12 protein-coding genes and 2 tRNA genes are annotated in these 18,584 nt (G+C 58.9%); 10 read left to right on the forward strand and 4 right to left on the reverse strand.

The window, feature by feature from the left end; genetic code table 11:
* Positions 1-234: 234 nt before the first annotated feature.
* Positions 235-384 (reverse strand): hypothetical protein, encoded by a 150-nt coding sequence (locus QZ302_RS03315; RefSeq protein ID WP_294592467.1) that lies wholly within the window; start codon positions 382-384, stop codon positions 235-237.
* Positions 385-527: 143 nt separating this feature from the next.
* On the opposite strand from QZ302_RS03315, the gene QZ302_RS03320 reads away from it, so the two are divergent.
* The 8 genes from QZ302_RS03320 (at position 528) to QZ302_RS03355 (ending at position 9,478) form a co-directional block, all read left to right on the forward strand.
* Positions 528-980 (forward strand): dCMP deaminase family protein, encoded by a 453-nt coding sequence (locus QZ302_RS03320; protein ID WP_294592469.1) that lies wholly within the window; start codon positions 528-530, stop codon positions 978-980.
* Positions 981-1,051: 71 nt separating this feature from the next.
* A complete protein-coding gene (locus tag QZ302_RS03325; protein ID WP_294592471.1) occupies positions 1,052-2,065 on the forward strand; it encodes an aldehyde dehydrogenase family protein in 1,014 nt (337 codons plus the stop codon).
* A gap of 418 nt (positions 2,066-2,483) precedes the next feature.
* Positions 2,484-4,028 (forward strand): acyl-CoA carboxylase subunit beta, encoded by a 1,545-nt coding sequence (locus QZ302_RS03330; RefSeq protein ID WP_294592473.1) that lies wholly within the window; start codon positions 2,484-2,486, stop codon positions 4,026-4,028.
* Between the two features lie 329 nt (positions 4,029-4,357).
* The gene (locus QZ302_RS03335; RefSeq protein WP_294592475.1) at positions 4,358-5,842 is read left to right on the forward strand and encodes an acetyl-CoA carboxylase biotin carboxylase subunit; all 1,485 of its coding nucleotides are present in this window, start codon (positions 4,358-4,360) and stop codon (positions 5,840-5,842) included.
* A gap of 33 nt (positions 5,843-5,875) precedes the next feature.
* The gene (locus QZ302_RS03340) at positions 5,876-6,415 is read left to right on the forward strand and encodes a biotin/lipoyl-containing protein (RefSeq protein ID WP_294592477.1); all 540 of its coding nucleotides are present in this window, start codon (positions 5,876-5,878) and stop codon (positions 6,413-6,415) included.
* Positions 6,416-6,491: 76 nt separating this feature from the next.
* Positions 6,492-8,396, forward strand: coding sequence for an excinuclease ABC subunit UvrC (gene uvrC / locus QZ302_RS03345; RefSeq protein WP_294592479.1), 1,905 nt, complete (start codon positions 6,492-6,494; stop codon positions 8,394-8,396).
* A gap of 55 nt (positions 8,397-8,451) precedes the next feature.
* Positions 8,452-8,525 (forward strand) — tRNA-Ile (locus QZ302_RS03350).
* 350 nt (positions 8,526-8,875) lie between these two features.
* The gene (locus QZ302_RS03355) at positions 8,876-9,478 is read left to right on the forward strand and encodes a lipocalin family protein (protein ID WP_294592481.1); all 603 of its coding nucleotides are present in this window, start codon (positions 8,876-8,878) and stop codon (positions 9,476-9,478) included.
* Positions 9,479-9,962: 484 nt separating this feature from the next.
* On the opposite strand, the gene QZ302_RS03360 is transcribed toward QZ302_RS03355, so the two are convergent.
* The 3 genes from QZ302_RS03360 to QZ302_RS03370 all read right to left on the reverse strand — a co-directional run bounded on the left by QZ302_RS03360 (position 9,963) and on the right by QZ302_RS03370 (position 15,092).
* Positions 9,963-10,040 (reverse strand) — tRNA-Val (locus tag QZ302_RS03360).
* 118 nt (positions 10,041-10,158) lie between these two features.
* On the reverse strand, positions 10,159-13,644 hold the full coding sequence (locus tag QZ302_RS03365) for an AsmA-like C-terminal region-containing protein (protein WP_294592484.1): 3,486 nt from the start codon (positions 13,642-13,644) through the stop codon (positions 10,159-10,161).
* Positions 13,645-13,832: 188 nt separating this feature from the next.
* Positions 13,833-15,092 (reverse strand): phosphoglycerate kinase, encoded by a 1,260-nt coding sequence (locus tag QZ302_RS03370; protein WP_294592486.1) that lies wholly within the window; start codon positions 15,090-15,092, stop codon positions 13,833-13,835.
* A gap of 182 nt (positions 15,093-15,274) precedes the next feature.
* On the opposite strand from QZ302_RS03370, the gene QZ302_RS03375 reads away from it, so the two are divergent.
* Together QZ302_RS03375 and QZ302_RS03380 are read left to right on the forward strand one after the other, a co-directional pair.
* The gene (locus tag QZ302_RS03375; RefSeq protein WP_294592488.1) at positions 15,275-16,309 is read left to right on the forward strand and encodes an acyltransferase; all 1,035 of its coding nucleotides are present in this window, start codon (positions 15,275-15,277) and stop codon (positions 16,307-16,309) included.
* Positions 16,310-16,361: 52 nt separating this feature from the next.
* Positions 16,362-18,584 (forward strand): GDSL-type esterase/lipase family protein, encoded by a 2,223-nt coding sequence (locus tag QZ302_RS03380; protein ID WP_294592490.1) that lies wholly within the window; start codon positions 16,362-16,364, stop codon positions 18,582-18,584.

Raw genomic sequence — 18,584 nt, forward strand, 5'->3', positions numbered from 1 at the left:
CCCCACGCGGCGGGCTGCACTCGTCGGGGCTCGTTGCGCCTCCGCTGGCGGCGAACAGCTTAAATAAGAGACGAATGGGCCGTGCTCCTGCGGTTCGAAGAACCGCGCGGGCCGGCCGCCTCTCCCTCGGGAGGTCCGCAACCCGCCGCTTGCGCGTCGAGAGTTGCTGTCCTCTTGGGCTCCGGCCGCATACTTTCGGGTAGAGGCTACCATTAAAACACCCTGTGGGTGCGTTTATTCCGAGAGGCAACGCAACTGAATACCGCGTGCCCGGTTCGCCGTATGGCTGGGATCGAGACTCGCTTCGTAGAAATGCAAGTATACCCCGTCGATACCGCTGACCGTAGACGACCTGCTGTATCCGTTGCTGCCTACGTTGCGCAACGCACCCTCGCCGCTACCGCGGTAGCCCGGGGCGGAACAGTCTGTTTGCTGTCGGATTGAACAGCCCGTCCGGCTATTCTGACCCGAATCGACCTCAGACTCGAATAAAAGATTACGAAAAACGCACAGCACGTTCTTTATCTATGGGATATAAGGAACAGAAACAGCGGCTGCTCGACAGCCGGTATATCCGCATGGCCCGGATATGGGCCGAGAACTCCTATTGTGTTCGGCGACAGGTCGGGGCATTGATCGTGCGCGACAAGATGATCATCTCCGACGGCTATAACGGCACCCCGCAAGGGTTCGAAAACGTGTGCGAAGACGACGCCACGGGGCTGACCAAACCTTACGTCCTGCATGCCGAGGCCAATGCCATTACCAAAGTCGCCAAGTCGAACAACAGTTCGGAGGGATCGACCTTATATGTGACCGCTTCGCCGTGCATCGAGTGTGCTAAACTGATTATCCAGGCGGGGATTCGGCGGGTGGTGTTTTGTGACGACTATCACTCCGCCGATGGAGTGGAGTTGTTGCGGCGTGCCGGTATTGACGTCGTGCAGGTGACGGAGCTGGGTGACGCAGAGAAAGCGTAATTCGCATGGAGCCTCCGGAACAAATGCGTTCCGGAGGCTCGTTGTTTTTCGTGATGTTGGAAAAGAAAAAGATGGAAAATAAGCATATCGCCCCCTTGATTGAGCTGGCCTCCCGATTCGAAGGCGAGGAGTGGAGGCGGGCGGTCGATGAGGCCGGACGGGAAAACGAGTGGTTCACTCCGCGCCAGATCGAGGCGGCTGTGAGGGCTTTGAGGAACGATTTGTTGTGTCCCGAACAGCTTCGGGCTTGGCTCGATCGGTATTCTTTGGCCGAACCGACGGGGAGATCGGTGGGGATCGTGATGGCCGGAAATCTACCGCTGGTCGGGTTTGCCGATCTGGCCGCTGCCGTAGCGGTGGGGTGTCGGGTGTGGGTCAAACCTTCGTCCAAAGATCGGGCGTTGATGGAATATGTCGTCCGCGCGTTGCGACAGAACGGTTGTGAGGTCGAACTCCTCGACGCTCTGCCGGCCGGGGCGACCGGATGGGACGGGGTGATCGCCACCGGGAGCGATGCGACGCGCGATCGATTTGCCCGACAATTCGCCGGGCTGCCGGTGCTGCTGCGCGGTGCACGGCAGAGTGTGGCGGTGCTGAACGGCGCGGAGAGCGACTGGGAGGTGGAGGGGTTGAGCGAAGATATGTTTCTTTATTGGGGGCTGGGGTGTCGGAGCGTGGTGCGTCTGTTCGTGCCGCAGGGGTATGACAGGACGCGATTGGTGGCCCGTTTGGCTGCTTGCGACCGGGAAGTGCATCCGAAATACGAGGCTTGCTATCGCTATGCGCGTGCGATGGCGGCGATGCGGGGCGAACGGGTGGTCGACGGCGGCTTTTTTCTGCTGCGCTATCTGGAGATGGAGGCCGGGCCGACGGTGCCGAAGGTGGGGGAGGTCTTTTGGTCGGAGTATCGTTCGGAGGCGGAGGTGGCGGAGTGGCTGGAACGGCACGAAAGCGCGTTGCAGTGTGCGGCGGGAGCGGTTCCGGAGGCGTTTCCGCGCAGGGTGCGTTTGGGTGAAACGCAGCATCCGGGGTGGACGGACTATGCGGATGGGGTCGATACGGTTCGGTTTCTTCTCTCTCTTTGACGTGGGGTTCGCTGGGGGGCGAACTGGGTTGATGTTTTTATATGAACCATTCCGGAAAAATTTGGTTAATTTTGTCGCGTGTGAAGGCAATGAATTATTCGGTCCTTGCCCGGGAGTGAACTGTTCTTTTTGTGAACAAAAAGAACCAAAAAAACTTTAGAGCGCATCCCTGCGGGATGCTCTGGCCGTGTCTGCCCGGTAGGTTGGGCTGGATTTTCGGCGGGCGCGCTAATAATAGGCGAGCCCCCCACGCGCGCCGCGCCTGAAAATCACAGCCCAATGAAACAAGGCGGAAAGAACACGTGGTCGTCCCACCGGGACGACCTCTGTAAAAGTCTTTTGGGTACCTTTTCTTCAGAAAAGGTACGGTTCCATGCGGGTAGATACGGAATAATCAAAGGTTAAAACGAGACAGATTATGGGAAAAGCATACGAAAAATTTTTGGCCCGTCAGGCCGCCCTTGAGAAACAATACGACACCAAATATTACGAAAAGCAGCACAACCGCGGGAAACTGACCGCCCGTGAGCGGATCGAGTTGCTGTTCGACGAAGGCACCTTCGAAGAAGTGGACGCATATGCCACCCCTGCCGCCGGCGGAGGTTTCGGTAAGTCTACGACCGCTTTGGGAGACGGCGTGATTGCCGGGTACGGCACAGTTGGCGGCAAGTCGGTGTATGCTTTCTCGCAGGATTTCAATGTGTTGGGCGGGTCGCTCGGATCGGTGCATGCCGCCAAGATCGTTAAAGTGCAGAGCATGGCCCTCAAGACCGGATCGCCGCTGATTGCCTTGATCGACTCCGGCGGGGCTCGGATCCAGGAAGGGATCACCAGCCTGAACGGCTATGCCAATATCTTCCGGCAGAACGTGCTGGCCTCGGGCGTGATACCGCAGATTTCGGCCATTATGGGGCCGGCTGCGGGGGGCGCTGTTTATTCGCCTGCTTTGACCGACTTCATTTTCATGACCGAGTCGACCAGTTATATGTTCGTCACCGGGCCGGACGTCGTGCGGCAGGTGTTGAACGAAGAGGTGACCGCAGAGGAGTTGGGGGGCGCTTCCGTGCATTCGACCAAGACAGGGGTTGCCGATTTCGTCTTCAGCGACGACGAGAATACCATTAAAGGGATCAAGATGTTGCTCTCGTTCCTGCCGGCCAATAATATCGAAAATCCGCCGTTTATCGGCACCGACGATCCGGCGGATCGGGCTGAAGAGGCTTTGCTGGACATCGTGCCGGACGACCCGGATAAACCGTACGACGTGTTGGAGGTGATTCGGATGATTACCGACCACGGTCGTTTCTTCGAAGTGGGGGCGGGACATGCGCGGAATATCGTGACGGGGTTGGCGCGGATCGGCGGCTATGTCGTCGGGGTGGTGGCCAACCAGCCGCAGGTGATGGCCGGGACGCTCGATATCGACGCTTCGGTGAAAGGGGCGCGGTTCATCAACTTCTGCGACAGCTTCAATATCCCGATTATTACGTTCGAAGACGTGCCGGGTTTTCTGCCGGGGACGGATCAGGAACACGCCGGGATTATCCGACACGGAGCGAAGTTGCTCTACTCCTACACGCGGGCGACGGTACCGCGGATTACGGTCATCCTGCGGAAGGCTTACGGCGGGGCCTATATCGTGATGAACAGCAAGGGGGTCGGCGGCGACTTCTGCTATGCGTGGCCGACGGCCGAAATTGCCGTGATGGGGCCGGAGGGAGCTACGGCGATCCTCTACCGCAAGGAGCTGGCGGAGGCCGAAGACCCGGTGGCGCTCAAGAAGGAGCTGTCGGCGAAGTATCGCGACGAAATAGCCAATCCGTATGTGGCGGACGAAAAGGGTTTTATCGACGAGGTGATCGACCCGCGGGCGACGCGTTCCAAGATTATCAATGCGCTGAAAACGCTGGAGAAAAAATCGGTCAGCCTGCCGAGACGGAAACATGGCAATACACCGCTTTAATAACCGTTCGTTTCCTGTGTCTACCCGCATGGAACTGCCGCTTTTTTAAAAAGCGGCACCAAAAATTTTTAGTTAGCTACGCTACTCCTTACGCTCCGCAGTCCTCATGTTTCGTGACTGCTTTTGGGTCGGGGCAACGGCGCGCTTAAATAAGAGTTAAACCCTATGCGCGCCGTTTGCTCCCGGCCCAAAGAAGAGTACGAGAACAGGGGCGCCGGCAGCGGGAGGATGCGTCAGCATCCGTCTAAAGTTTTTCTGGTTCTCTTTGTTCACAAAGAGAACAGTACCCTCCCGGATAAGTACAGAAACGAACGATAAAGAAGAGTTTTATGATAAAATCGTTACTGATAGCCAATCGAGGCGAGATCGCCATTCGGATTTGCCGGACAGCCAAACGGATGGGGATCAAGACCTACGTGATTCGCACCGTCAAAGAGCCCAACGCCGTTTATTTGGACTTTGCCGACCAGGTGCTCGACTTTCCCGAGACCGACGGCACCACCCCCGAGTTTCTCGATATAGACAACCTCGTGAAACTCGCCGTGGACAATAAAATTCAGGCTTTGCACCCCGGGTACGGGTACCTGTCGGAAAATGCAGAGTTCGCACAGAAATGTACCGATGCCGGCGTGAAGTTCGTCGGGCCGCCCGCCAAGCTCATCAAGGACATGGGCGACAAGATCATCGCCAAGGAGATTGCCGCGAAAAACGGCGTGCCGATGCTTCAGGGGAGCGAAGGGAGCGTCAAGGATGTCAAGGAGGGGGTGAAGATCGCCAAGAAGATCGGCTATCCGGTGATTATCAAAGCCGCATCGGGCGGCGGCGGGCGCGGGATGCGGATCGTTCACAAACAGAGCGAGATGGAACGCATGTTCCACGCCGCTTCGTCCGAGGCGCAGAGCGCGTTCGGCGATCCGTCCGTCTTTATCGAGAAATACCTCGAAAATCCGAAACATATCGAATTTCAGGTGGTGGCGGATGCCCACGGGAACGTCGTGCACCTCGGCGAACGGGAGTGCTCCGTGCAGCGCAAGCACCAGAAACTCCTCGAAGAGGCGCCGTCGTCGGGGATCGATGCCGCATTGCGGAGCAAGATGGCCCGCGTGGCGGTGAAGCTCGCCAAAGGGGCGGGGTATGAGAGCTTGGGAACCGTAGAGTTTTTGCTCGACAAGAATAAAAACTTCTACTTCATGGAGATGAACACCCGGATCCAGGTCGAACACCCCATTACCGAGGCGATTACGGGGCTGGACTTGGTGGAATTGCAGTTGCGGATCGCATCCGGCGAGAAGCTGCCCATCAAGCAGAGCGACGTGAAGCTCGACGGGTGGGCCATCGAGTGCCGGATCAATGCCGAGGACGTACAGGCCGATTTCACCCCTTCCATGGGGACGATCAAACAACTGCGGTTGCCGCAGGGGGACAACATCCGGATCGACACCGGGATTGTGCCGGGGTCGGAGATTACTCCGTGGTTCGACTCCATGATCGCCAAACTCATCGTACACGGAAAGGATCGCAAGCAGGCCATCGAACGGGCCTTGTCCGCTTTGGAGCGGTTCCATATCAAGGGCGTGAAGACCTCCATCCCGTTCTGCAAGGCCGTGCTCCACAACGAAGCCTTCCGGAGCGGAGATTTCGACACCTCGTTCATCGAAACGAAACTCGAATCGCTCGTCTACCGCGAGCCGGACGAAGAGCTGATGGCAGCCATGCTGGCTTTGTACCAGTACACCCACGAAACCGTGCCCGACGTCGGGCCGGAGACCGGAATCGACCCGTGGGTGCTCAACCGACGGATCCGGAACTTGTAATTCTCCGTCCATTTCTCTTAGGCTATTCCAACTATGACACCGAAGAAAACGACCAATACGACCAAACTGATCGCCCTCGACACGAACACCAACGCCGAGTACGAATTTTCGGTCAAAGACAACTACGAATACCGCTATCAAAAGAAACCGATCCGGATCGACCTCGTGCGGGAAGCGGACGGAGTGAACGTGCTCTCTTGTAATGGATTGCGCTATCCGTACGAAGTGACGCGGCAGAGCGCCAATACCTATAATATCATCCTGAACGGCGTCAGCTACTCGTTCTCCGTCGAGACCCCCTTCTCGCTCAGCCGGAAACGCATGCTGGCCGCCAAGGCCGGTCTGTCGAAGAAAGAGGTCATCAAGGCGCCAATGCCCGGCAAGATTCTCGACGTCTTCGTCACCGAAGGACAGGCGGTGGGGAGCGGCGAGGCGCTGCTCGTGCTCGAGGCGATGAAGATGCAGAACACCATCTCGACCCACATGAAAGGGACGGTCACCAAAGTGACGGTGGTGCCGGGCAAGACGGTCGGGAAAGACGACGTGCTGATCGAAATCAAGGCCGAACACTGATCGACTCTCGGTTTGAGGAGGGGGTGCTCTTTCGGCGTTCAATAAATCTGCGGAGGATTCCGTTTACGGGGGAAAGATGACACACGAACAGACCGTCGAACAGCGCGTACGCGAAAAAGTCGCCCTATTGCCGGAGGGGCCGGGCGTATACCAGTTTCTTAACGCCGAGGGAACCATCATTTACGTCGGAAAGGCCAAGAACCTCAAACGACGCGTGAGTTCCTACTTCGTCTCGCGGGCCGACCACACCCGTAAAGTGCAGGTCATGGTGCGTCAGATCGCCGACCTGCGCCACATCGTCGTCGGGAGCGAGGCCGACGCCCTGCTGCTTGAAAACAACCTCATCAAAGAGCTCCAGCCCCGCTACAACATCCTGCTGAAAGACAGCAAAAGCTATCCGTGGATCGTCATCAAAAACGAACCCTTCCCGCGGATATTTTCCACCCGTAAATTCATCAAAGACGGCTCCCTCTATTTCGGGCCTTACTCCTCGGTGAGCATGCAGCGCGCCGTGCTGGAGCTCATCCGGGGGCTCTATCCGCTGCGCACCTGCAAACTCAACCTCGCGCCCCAGGCGATTGCCCGGGGTACCTATTCGGTGTGTCTGGAGTACCACATCGGGAACTGCAAGGGCCCTTGCGTGGGGTTACAGAGCGAGGAGGAGTATATGGCGAATATCGCGGCGGCCAAGAATATCCTGCGGGGCGACCTGCGGCCAGCCGAAGCCTATTTCACCGCCGAGATGAAGCGGCTCGCCGAGGGGCTGCATTTCGAACAGGCGGCGCGGGCGAAGGACAGGCTCGCCTTGTTGGCCGACTATTCGAGCCGATCGGTGATCGTCAGCGCCACCCTGACCAATCTGGAGGTGGTTTACGTGCTGCACGACGAGGGAACGGCCTTTTGCAACCACATGCGCATCGTGCGGGGAGCGGTCGTGCACTCCTTTACTTTCGAGATGCGGGGGCGGCTGGACGAGTCGCCGGACGAGCTGCTGACCTTCGCCTTGGGCCAGATTTTTGGCGAGGAGCGGGAGGAGGGGATACCTTTGCCGCGGGAGGTTATCGTGCCGATGATACCTGACGCCGAGCTCTTTCCTACGGTGAATTTCACGGTTCCGCAGCGGGGGGATAAGCTCGAGTTGTTGCGTCTGGCCGAGAAGAACTGCAAGATCGCCCGGCTCGAGAAGTTTAAGCAGATCGAAAAGACCGACCCCGACCGGCACACCGACCGGATTATGGCCCGGATGCAGAAAGATCTCCGGCTGCCGGTCGAACCGCGATATATCGAGTGTTTCGACAACTCCAACATTCAGGGAACCAATCCGGTGGCCTCGTGCGTCGTCTTCCGCGACGGGAGGCCCAGTCGGAAGGAGTATCGCCATTTCAACATCAAAACGGTGGTCGGAGCCAACGACTTCGCCTCGATGGAGGAGGTGCTCACGCGGCGGTACGGGCGGTTGCAGGCCGAGGGGCAGCCGTTGCCCGACCTGATCGTGATCGACGGGGGGAAAGGGCAGCTTTCGTTCGCTTTTGCGGCTTTGGAGAAGCTGGGGCTGCGAGGGCGGGTCTCGGTCGTGGGGCTGGCCAAGCGGATGGAGGAGGTCTACTACCCGGGCGATCCGCTGCCGCACTATTTGGACAAGACCGGCGAGTCACTGCGCATCCTGATGCACATCCGCGACGAGGCGCACCGCTTCGGGATTACGTTCCACCGCCAGAAACGGTCGATTAACTTCCTGAAATCGGAGCTGGAGAACGTGCCGGGGCTGGGCAAAACCTCTATCGACCGGTTGCTCAAGAAATACCGGACGCTGGCACGGATGGGGCGTACGCCGCAGGAGGAGCTGGCGGAGTTGATCGGCGCGGGGCGGGCGAAGATTCTGACGGACTACCTGCGCGGTCGGGGAGAGGCTGCCGGCAGCCTCTCCCCGGAGGAAGAACCAGCGCCGACTGCGGCTCCGGATTTGGAGATTGGCCGGTAATGATATACTTTTGCACAGATATTTTCTGATGCCGCTCTTCGGAGTGGCCGGGAAAGGGCCCATAGCTCAGTTGGTTAGAGCAGCGGACTCATAATCCGAAGGTCGTGGGATCATGCCCCTCTGGGCCCACAGCACTCTATTTTCGCGTCGCTTTCTTGTTTAGGGAGCGACGTTTTTTGTCCGATAGGTACGGTGTCTTTTTCAGACAGCGACAGTTTTCTCGCTTTTCAAGGCATGTAGCGGCCCAGGCTACGATAAACTCTTTTGAATTTCTGTCTTGATTTTCATCGCTTTCTGACCGAAATTTGTCCTCGCAATACCCCGCAGAGTGTTGTTTGCAGCAAAACATTTTCTATCTTTGTCCGTGTCGGGACTCCGGGTTCCGGCGGACATATTTCGATGAAAGTGTTTAGCTTTTATCCTTGGCAGGAAATCTGGTAAATTTCAAAGGATCAGGGAGGGCAATAAACACTCGTCACTTGTATATCGACGAAATGTCGCGTTCGGCGCGTTCGTTTTATACAGGTGTGGGGTATTGTTTATTTGATCCTTGGGCTTACCAGAGCCTCCTGCCAGATAAACTAACGACTCCACACTTTCTTCTTTTTGCAAAAATGGCATCCGGGAGTCGGGGTGCCCCGAAAAATCAAAGTTTTATGAAAAAACTCGTTTATGCGATGCTCGCTTTGTCGCTCGTAGCTTTTGTGGGCTGTAAGAAAGACAAGGACAAACAAAAGGAGGTTACCGTTGACAATCTGGTCGGTACTTGGGAGGTGTATAAATCCTATTATGCCGACGAAGACGGGAGCGAGTGGGACGATGAATGGGGAGCGGCAGTCCAATATCAGCAACTCCTGACAATTAATGCGAATGGTACGGGGGTGATGGAACATATTGATGACGTGAACAAGTATACGATCTCGTTCACCTATAAAATCGAACCCGGTTACGTGACAATCACTGATTCGTATGGCGATACGGAAAAAGCGAAGGTCAAATCGCTGACGGCTAAGGAACTTGTGCTGGAATACAGCTATGGTGGTAATGAGACTGGAGCGGAGTATTACAAACGCATCAAGTAGCGTTTCGGACTCGATGTTTCGTTAAACGAAGCGCGGGGAACGATTCTGGCCCGGAATCGTTCCCCGCGTTTGTTTTTTCGTGGTCTGTTGTAGAATTTAGATGGCGTATTGGCCGAAAATAAAGTACGGTATATTCATTGGGAATCAGCTCGTTTAGGTAATTGTCCCGTTTCGGATTTTTCGCGTTTCCGGTGTGTTGCTGTCTGAAAGCTGTTTTGGAGGATCGAATAAAAAAAACACGCCTCGAAAGAGGCGTGTTTTCAACTGTCAGATGTTTGTGGGAGCTGAGGGATTAACTTCGTTCCGCTCGTTTTTCCCGAGCGGCTCTGTGAATAACGACCAAACATCCGATCGGTTGAGAATCAATCCGTACCGGTCTTGTTTTTTTATTTGCTTTTCCCGCACGCCAGCAGAGCTGTCAGCGGCGAAGCAAATAAAAAAACACGCTTCTTTAGAAGCGTGTTTTTCAACCGAATCGACTGTTTGGTGGGAGCTGAGGGATTCGAACCCCCGACCCTCTGCTTGTAAGGCAGACGCTCTGAACCAACTGAGCTAAGCTCCCCTGCGTTGATTGCGATACAAATGTACGGCTTTTTTCCGATTCTCCAAAAACAAGGGAGCTTTTTTTTCGTTTTCTGCTGAAATTTTTGGCAAGTATCTGAAAATCAAAGCTGAGAAAATCAATCTTTTTGTTCGAATATTTTGAGCGCCGCCGAGTCCGCCGCATTCAGCGAGTCGGCCGGCGGCAATATCTCTGTCGGAGCGGCCATTTCCGGCGTGATGCGCAGCGAACTGTCGATCGCGCTCCGGGCGCCGCGGATGAAGACGTCGCGGATGTAATTCCGCAGGTTCACTCGTGTCGTTTCGATGATCGCTACCCGTGTCGGCAGGTTCGAGTCCTTGTATCGCGCCCGTGTGATCTTAAAGTCGAAGTCGTCGAGGTTGCCGAAGATGTCCACGCCGAGCCGGAACGGAATCGGCGATTTCAGTACCGAAATGTGGTAGTTGAAGGTCATGTCCATCTTGTGCACTCCGCTGACGGCAGCCCGGTAGCGGTCGATTTCGACGACGAACGGAAAAATCTCGATCTGCGAGTCCCGCACCAGAAACTCGGCCGAGATGTGGTCGATCAGGTTCCGTTTCTTGTTCTTGAACATCAGCATCTTCGAGATCTCGGTGAAGGTCTCGCCGTCCAGTAGCACGAGGCTGTCGCCCGAGATGTGGCATGCGGCATCAACCGTCGGAAGGAGGATGTTCATCGCGCTGTCGATTCGTGTCGTGGCCGCCAGCTGGCAGTCCACGACGCCCGAGAACGACCGGAGCATCGGCATCAGGGTGTCAATCGAAGGGATCAGTTCGATGAGTCGCGCCACCTGCATCTGCTCCATCTCCAGATCGAAGCCCGCCTGGATATCCTCCGGCGTGCGGGTCGAGTAGAGGCCCGTCATCCGCAGGTTGCCCGCATTGCTGCGCATGGTCAGGTCGGAGAGCTGCAACACCCGGTTGCGGGCGATCACCTCGCCGGAGAGGCTGTCTAACCGCAGATTGGCGTACATCCCCCGGTGGATCGTCAGGTCGAAGCGCATGTCGATGTTGCCCGGAATCACCAGCAGCGCAGTGGCTGCGGTCGTGTCGGCCGACTGGAGGATGCGTTCTTCCAGCTGGTCGTCGCTTTCGGTTTCGGCGACGCCCCCCTGGGCTACCAAGGCCGAACCGGCGTTCGCTACACGGATGATTTCGTTCAGGTTGAGTGTGTCGGCCGTTACTTCCAGGTCGCCTCGAATCCGACCGCGACCCAGCATGGCGCGCTTCAATCCTGAAATGTTACCGGTCAGCACGGCCTGCGATTCGCCGGCCTTGACGAAAGTGCGTTTCAGGCGAATCTCGTCTGTATTGAACGCGAGGTCGATGTCGCGCAGGGTGGTGGGCAGCGGGAAGTAGGGGGTGACGATCCGTCCTGATCGGGCCCGGATCGCTCCGTTCAGTTGCCATCGTCTCAGGGCGTCGCCCAGCTCCGACGAGACGCGCAGGTCGATGTCGTTGTCCGCAAATTCGTCGGTTGGCCGCGCTTTCCCGCCGCGCAGTCTCCGGACGTGGGCGAACAGCGAGTCGCGCGGCACGTCGGGATAGAGCCGTTGCAGCGAGTCGAGCCGGTGGGCGCGTCGTTGGAGTCGGGCGGTATCGGGCCGGTTGAGGGTGGCCGACAGGGCGACGTTGCTGCGGGTGACGGAGAAACGTCCGGTCGGTTGGCGGAGCGAGAGTCGCCGGGCGTCTGCCTGAAATGCCAGCTGCGGAATTTTCGGGTTGTCCCGGGCCGGCAGGATGCTCCAATGCGAGTCGAGCCGCCGGCCGATGACGGTCATCGAGTCGCCCAGTTCGATGCGCAGTCCGGCTGCCGAGAGTGTCCCCTGTGACGGATGTACCGCCGTGGTGTCCCGCACCAGATTTTTGGTCGCCGTGGTGGCGTGTATCTTGATTTTTTGTCCTTTGATGCAGAGATCGTCCCCCATATCCAGGTCTACGGTGTCGAGGCTGAGGGTCGCGCCGATCGCTTCGGTGCCGTCGGCGATCAGCGAGTCGCTCGCGGCCAGTCCGGTGCCCATTCCGAAGCGTCCGCCGTCTACGGCCAATCGAAATCGGCGGCTCGGCATGACGACGATCAAATCGTCCATCGTCAGGTGTCCTCCGATCCGGGCCGCGCCGATCCGGCCTAAGTCCAACTGGCTCAGTCGGGCCCGACCGTGCAGGTCCATGGCGATTCGTCCGGCGAGGGTCGATCCGTCCTGTGCCGGGAAGTGGCGGCTCAGGTAGTCCAGCGAGAGGTCGCCTTTCACTGCGCCGTCGAAACCGGCGTCGCCTGTCAGGCGGTCGAGGTCGCCGTGGGCGTCTAACCGCATGCCGATGCCCGAGACCTTGAACTCCCGCAGTTCCACGCCCGTTGAGTCGGGGTGTTGCGGTCGGAACCGGAGGGTGGCGTCCAGAGCCAGCGTGTCGATCCGGCTGCCGTAGCGGTCTTTGACGTAAAAAAGGTAGCCGGCGGGCATGCAGTAGTCGGCAGTGACGTTCGGCAAGGCGCCGGTGGCCGGATTCCAAGTGCCGTCGATCCGAAGGTCGAGGGCGGCGGCGAGGTCGGTTTCATAGTCGCGCGCGAGGGGCAGAACGGAGGTGGGGATCAGCCGCAGCAGCCCGGCGATGGAGAGCCGCTGGCTCTCTACGCCGAGCTCTGTTACGATGCTGTCGCCGCGGAAGATGGCCTGCCCGGCCGCCGTGACGAGCATGTCGTTGAGTCGCAGGTCGAAACGGCTCACGTTCAATTCTCTGCGATCCGGGCCGTCGAAACGGAGGGCTGTCCGCAGTTGCAGCGAGTCGAGCCCGTCGAAATCGCTGAATCGGATCGTTTTGGCGTCGAGCCCGACGCGGAGTCCTTCGCGCCGTCCTCCGTCTGCCGTGAGGCTGTCGATCCGCAGCCCGGCGGTTTCATTACCGAGGGTCAGCTCGGCGGTGCAGTCCCGCAGCCGCAGCCGACGGATTTCGTTCCGGAACAGGTCGGTCGAGAGCTGTCCGCGGATGAAGAAGCTCCGCAGGTATACTGTTCCGGCGATGCTGTCGGGGCGGCTGTCATAGACCAGATGAAGCCCTTTGCACACGGAGATGCGTTCAATGTCGATCTTGAACGGGTCGTTGTCGGTGGTGTCGCTCTCCTGAGCGGTGGTGTCGGCGTGGTAGATCTCCCAGTTGGCGGTGCTGTCGGGCGCTACATAGGCGTGGAGGTGGGCGGCCTGGAGGGCGATGCGCCGGATGTCGGCCTGTCCGGCGGCGAGTTTCCAGGGGTTGAGCGAGACGGCGAACCGGCCGATCCGGGCCAGGGTGTCGGCTTCGGCGGGCAGGGTGACGCGCACGGAGTCGGGCAGCCGGTCGAAGGCGTGGCTGACGATTTCGGTCTCGTGCAGTTCCAGTGTGACGTAGGGAAAGTCGCGGAAGAGGGCGACGCTGACGGTGTCGAACCGCACTTGGGCGTCGAGGTAGCGGTCGCAGAGCCGGGTGACGAGGGGTGTCAGCCGTTTCGGAGTGAGGAGCAGGGCGGCGGCGCCGATGGCGAGGCCGAGGAGTAGCACGAGACTGACGAGGGGGATGAATATGAGTTTTTTGACTGTCTTCCGTTTCATACGGACAAAGATACGAAAACTTGGCGGCAGGTGGGGCGTGTCGCGTATCTCGAGCCGGGTTTCCGGGCAAGGTATGGCGAATGGAGTTTCAGGGCTATAGGGAGTTTAAATACGAAGGTGGGTCTCCTTCAGAAAAGGAAACCCACCTTCGCGTTCTAAAAGGATAGGCCGAAGCCTGATGATTGCGCCTACTTCCGAATGGCAGCTACCCCCGGCAGCTCCTTGCCTTCCATATATTCCAGCAAGGCCCCGCCGCCGGTCGAAACATAGCTTACTTTAGTCGCCATCCCGAACTTGTTGATGCAGGCCACCGAGTCACCGCCCCCGATCAACGAGTAGGCGCCTTTCGCCGTAGCCTCTACGATCGCCTCTGCGATCGCTTTCGACCCGTTGGCGAAGGTGTCGAATTCGAACACCCCGACCGGCCCGTTCCACAGGATGGTCTTCGATTCGCCGATCACCTGACGGAATTTCGTTTCGGTCTTCGGCCCGATGTCCATCCCTTCCCAGCCGTCCGGAATGTCGTTGGCCGGGCAGATCTTCACGTTAGCGTCGTTGCTGAACGCGTCGCCGCACCGTGCATCTTCGGCCAGAACCAGATTCACGCCCAGTTTCTTGGCCTTTTCGATGATCGCCAGGGCGGTGTCGAACTGGTCTTTTTCGCAGATCGAGTTCCCGATCTTGCCTCCCTGTGCCGCCATGAAGGTGTAGGTCATCCCCCCGCCGAGGATCAGGTTGTCCACCTTCTCCATCAGCGATTCGATGATGGTAATCTTGGTCGAGACTTTCGAACCGCCCAGAATCGCCGTAAACGGTTTCTTCGGAGCCTGCAACACGCTGTCGATCGCCTTCAGTTCCCCCTCCATGATGTAGCCGAACATCTTGTCGTTCGGGAAGAATTCGGCGATCAGCGCCGTCGAAGCGTGTGCTCGGTGCGCTGTCCCGAACGCGTCGTTGATGTAGCAGTCGGCATACGAAGCGAGTTTCTTCGTAAACTCTTTCTGAGCCTCTTTCACCTTCGCTTTGGCTGCTTTCTTTTCGTCGTCCGTGGCGTCTTCTTTCAGGCCGCGCGGTTTCCCCTCTTCTTCGGCGTAGTAGCGCAGGTTTTCGAGCAGCAGTACTTCGCCCGGCTTCAAAGCGGCAGCTTTCTGCGCAGCTTCGGCCCCCATGCAGTCGCCTGCGAATTCGATCTTCTGGCCCAGCAGTTTTTCGACGGTCGGGATGATGTGTTTGAGCGAGTATTTCTCTTCCGCGCCCTTCGGTCGTCCGAGGTGCGACATGAGGATGACCGAACCGCCCCCGGCCAGCACCTTCTTGATGGTCGGAATCGCCGCCCGGATACGGGTGTCGTCCGTCACGTTGAAGTTGGCGTCCAACGGCACGTTGAAGTCTACACGGATAATCGCCCGTTTGCCGGCGAAATCGAAAGTGTCGATTGATTGTTGCATGGTTTGTTTATGATTCGTTTTACGTAAAAGCGCAACACGGTTTGCTGTGACAAAAATAGGGATTATTTCGGATTATCATGCAGAAATAATTGCGAAACCTTGTGCGCGGCAGCCGGATACGGTGGCGGTCGAACGGACGGAAAAGCGTAATTTTGGGGCGGACATTTCTCGGGCACTTCGATATGCGCAATCCTTATATCAGTTTTCTCCAGGCTTTCGGCATCCTGCTGGTGGTGGTCGGCCATGCCTTTCCGACTGACGGGCACGATGCGGGGCTCTACCGCTGGATCTACAGTTTCCACATGCCGCTGTGGATTTTTCTTTCCGGTTATCTGCTGCGGTATACCGCAGCCGGATCCGGTTGCACCGCAGCCGGCTCTTCTTTGGTAGACATCCCGGTCGGCGCGTTCGTCGCCAAAAAGGCGAGGCGGCTGCTGGTGCCCTATTTTCTGATCAGTACGCTGGTCTTTCTGCCCAAGGTGTGGCTGAGTCGGTGGGCGGTGAAGCCGGTCGAGCTGGCGTGGGGCGCCTATTTCGAGATGCTGCTCGTGCCGTCGAAAAACGTGATCGTCTACTATTGGTTTCTGCCGACGATTTTTCTGTTGCTGGTCGGGACGGTGCTGGCCGCTCGGGGGTTGAGGCGGCTGGGAGTCGGCGACCGGGTGCCGCTGTGGGGCTGGGCGCTGGCGACGCTGGCGTTGTCGGTCTTCAATCCGTTGGACGGCGTCGGGTGGCTCAACTTGAGCGGGGTGGTCAAGTCCGGCTTTTTCTTCGTGCTGGGCATCGTCTATTGTGCGTATCAACGGGAGATCGACGAGGGGCTGGCGCTCGGCAGCCTGTGGGCGTTGGCGGGCTGGGGCGCGACGTCGGTGCTGGCGACAGTGACCGGTTACGGGGTGGTGAATCCGTTGGCGGAGCGGCTCACAGCGGTTTGCGGCATCCTGTTCGCGTTGTCGCTGGGGCGGTTCTATCTGCGGAGCGGATGGCGGTTCCTGGCGCCGCTCGACGGGGCGACGTATGCGATCTTTCTCTTCTCGTGGTTCCCCCAGTCGGCGCTGCGGGTGGTGCTCTACGACTGGGCGCACCTCGATCCGTGGATCGGCGTGCCGATCAGCACGGCGGCGGGAGTGGCGGTGCCGTGGCTCGTGTGGCGGGGACTGCTGTGGGCCAAGCGGTGGCGGGTGGGGCGGATTTTGGCGGCGGGGTGCGGGCAGTAAGGGATTTTTAGCTACCTTTATAAGGTCTTAAACAACGAAAATGAGTCGTTCTATGAGGAGAATTTGTCTGACTCTTTGTGCTTTGCTGGTTGTTTCCGGGGCGAGCGGCGCCCGGAGGCCTGCTGCGGTGAAACCGGCGCCGGTGCGGGTGGCGTGTGTGGGGAACAGCATCACTTATGGCATGCTGGTCGAGGATCGCGAGCGGAACTGCTATCCGGCGGTGCTGGGGCGGATGCTCGGGGCGGGATACGATGTCCGCAATTTCGGCCACAGCGGAGCCACGCTGCTCAATAAGGGGCACAATCCGTACACCAAGACGAAAGAGTACGCCGAGGCGATCGCTTTCCGACCGGATATCGTGGTGATCCACCTCGGTATCAACGACACCGATCCGCGCAACTGGCCGAACTTCCGGGACGAGTTCATTCCGGACTACGCGGCGCTGATCGAGAGCTTTCGCGAGGCCAATCCGGCGGCGAAGGTCTACATCTGCCGGATGACGCCGATCCCGCACCGCCACCGGCGGTTCAAGGCGGGGACGCGCGACTGGCACCACCAGATTCAGGAGGCGATCGAGCGGGTGGCGGCGTCGCAGCGGACGGGGTTGATCGACCTGGAACCGGTCTTGAAGGATCGGCCGGAGCTGTTGCCGGACGCCGTGCATCCGAATGTGGAGGGGGCGCGGCTGTTGGCCGAAGAGATTTATCGCGCGCTGACGGGTGATTACGGAAAATTGCGGATGTCGCCGGCCTATACGGACCGGATGGTGCTCCAGCGGGGAGTGGTGACGCGGATCGGCGGTCGGGCGAATGCGGGCCGGTTGGTGACGGTGACGGTGGCCGACACGGTGCGGCGGGCGAAGTCGGGGCGGTTGCGGTTTGGACAGATCGCTGCCTCGGACACGGTGACGGCGGGTGCGGACGGATGGTGGGAGGTGCGGTTGCCGCTGGAGGAGCCGATGCTCTCGGGGGTGCTGGCGATCGCGACGGAGGATACGGTGGCTCTGTATCGGGATGTGGCGGTGGGCGAGGTGTGGATCGCGGCGGGGCAGTCGAACATGTCGTGGCCGGTGGCGCGCGCGGCGGAGCGGGCCGAGGCGAGGCCGACCGGTCGGATTCGGCTCTTCCGAGCCAATCCCACGTTTGCCGATGAGCGGGGGCGGCTGGACAGTACGGAGCTCGCCCGGCTGAACCGGTTGGATTATATCCGTAACCCGCAGGGATGGGTTTCGGGGAGCGATACGGCGGCGGTGGAGGAGTTTTCGGCTGTCGCCTGGTTTTTCGGACAGATGCTGGCCGACTCGCTGGGGGCGGAAGTGCCGGTGGGGTTGATCGAGATTTCGCTGGGCGGGGCGCCGGCCGAGGCGTTCGTCTCGCGGCGCATCTTAGAGGACGATCCGGCGTTGGTGGATGTGCTCTACGACTGGCGGAACAACGAGATGGCGCAGGATTGGGTGAGGGGCGTGATCCGGGGCAATCTGGAGGGGGTGAAAAATCCGTTGCAGCGGCACTTTTTCGAACCGGCCTATCTGTACGAGAGCCGGGTGGCTCCGCTGGCGGCGGGGTACGATGCCGAGGGGGTGATCTGGTACCAGGGGGAGAGCAATGCGCACAACGCGGAGTTGCACGAGAGGCTTTTTCCGGCGGTGGTGAAAAGTTTTCGCGAGGCGTTCGGTCAAAATTCCTACGGTGGTCTGATGCCGTTCTATTTCGTGCAGCTCTCTTCGCTGAACCGGCCGAGCTGGCCGCACTTCCGGGACAGTCAGCGGCGGCTGGAGGAAAGACTCCATGGGTGGGATGATGTTCATATGGTGGTCAGTTCCGATCTGGGGGATTCGACGGACGTCCATCCGCGACACAAGAAGCCGATCGGCGAACGGCTGGCTCGGCGGTGTTTGTTTCAACGGTATAGTTATCCGAATCGGTTCAAATCGCTGGAGACGGCGCAGAGTCCCACGGTGATTGACGGAGCGACGCAATATTACGATACGGTGTTTGTCGATTTCAGTCGTCCGTTGGCTACGTTGGACGATGAACCGGTGAGAGGGTTCGAGATCGAGGTTGCCGACGGAAAGTTCTATCCGGCGACGGGGCGGATAGAGGGGCGGCAGGTGATTCTGACGGCGTCGAGCGAAGGCCCCCTGCGATTGCAGGGGACGCCGCCGCGTATTCGTTACGGCTGGCAGCCCTTTACGCGGGCGAATCTCTGCGGGGTGGCGCCGTATCGTATGCCGGTGTCGACTTTTGAAATACGGGTGAATTGTAGCAAACATTAA

Source organism: uncultured Rikenella sp. (assembly GCF_910579375.1).
Lineage (GTDB): Bacteria > Bacteroidota > Bacteroidia > Bacteroidales > Rikenellaceae > Rikenella.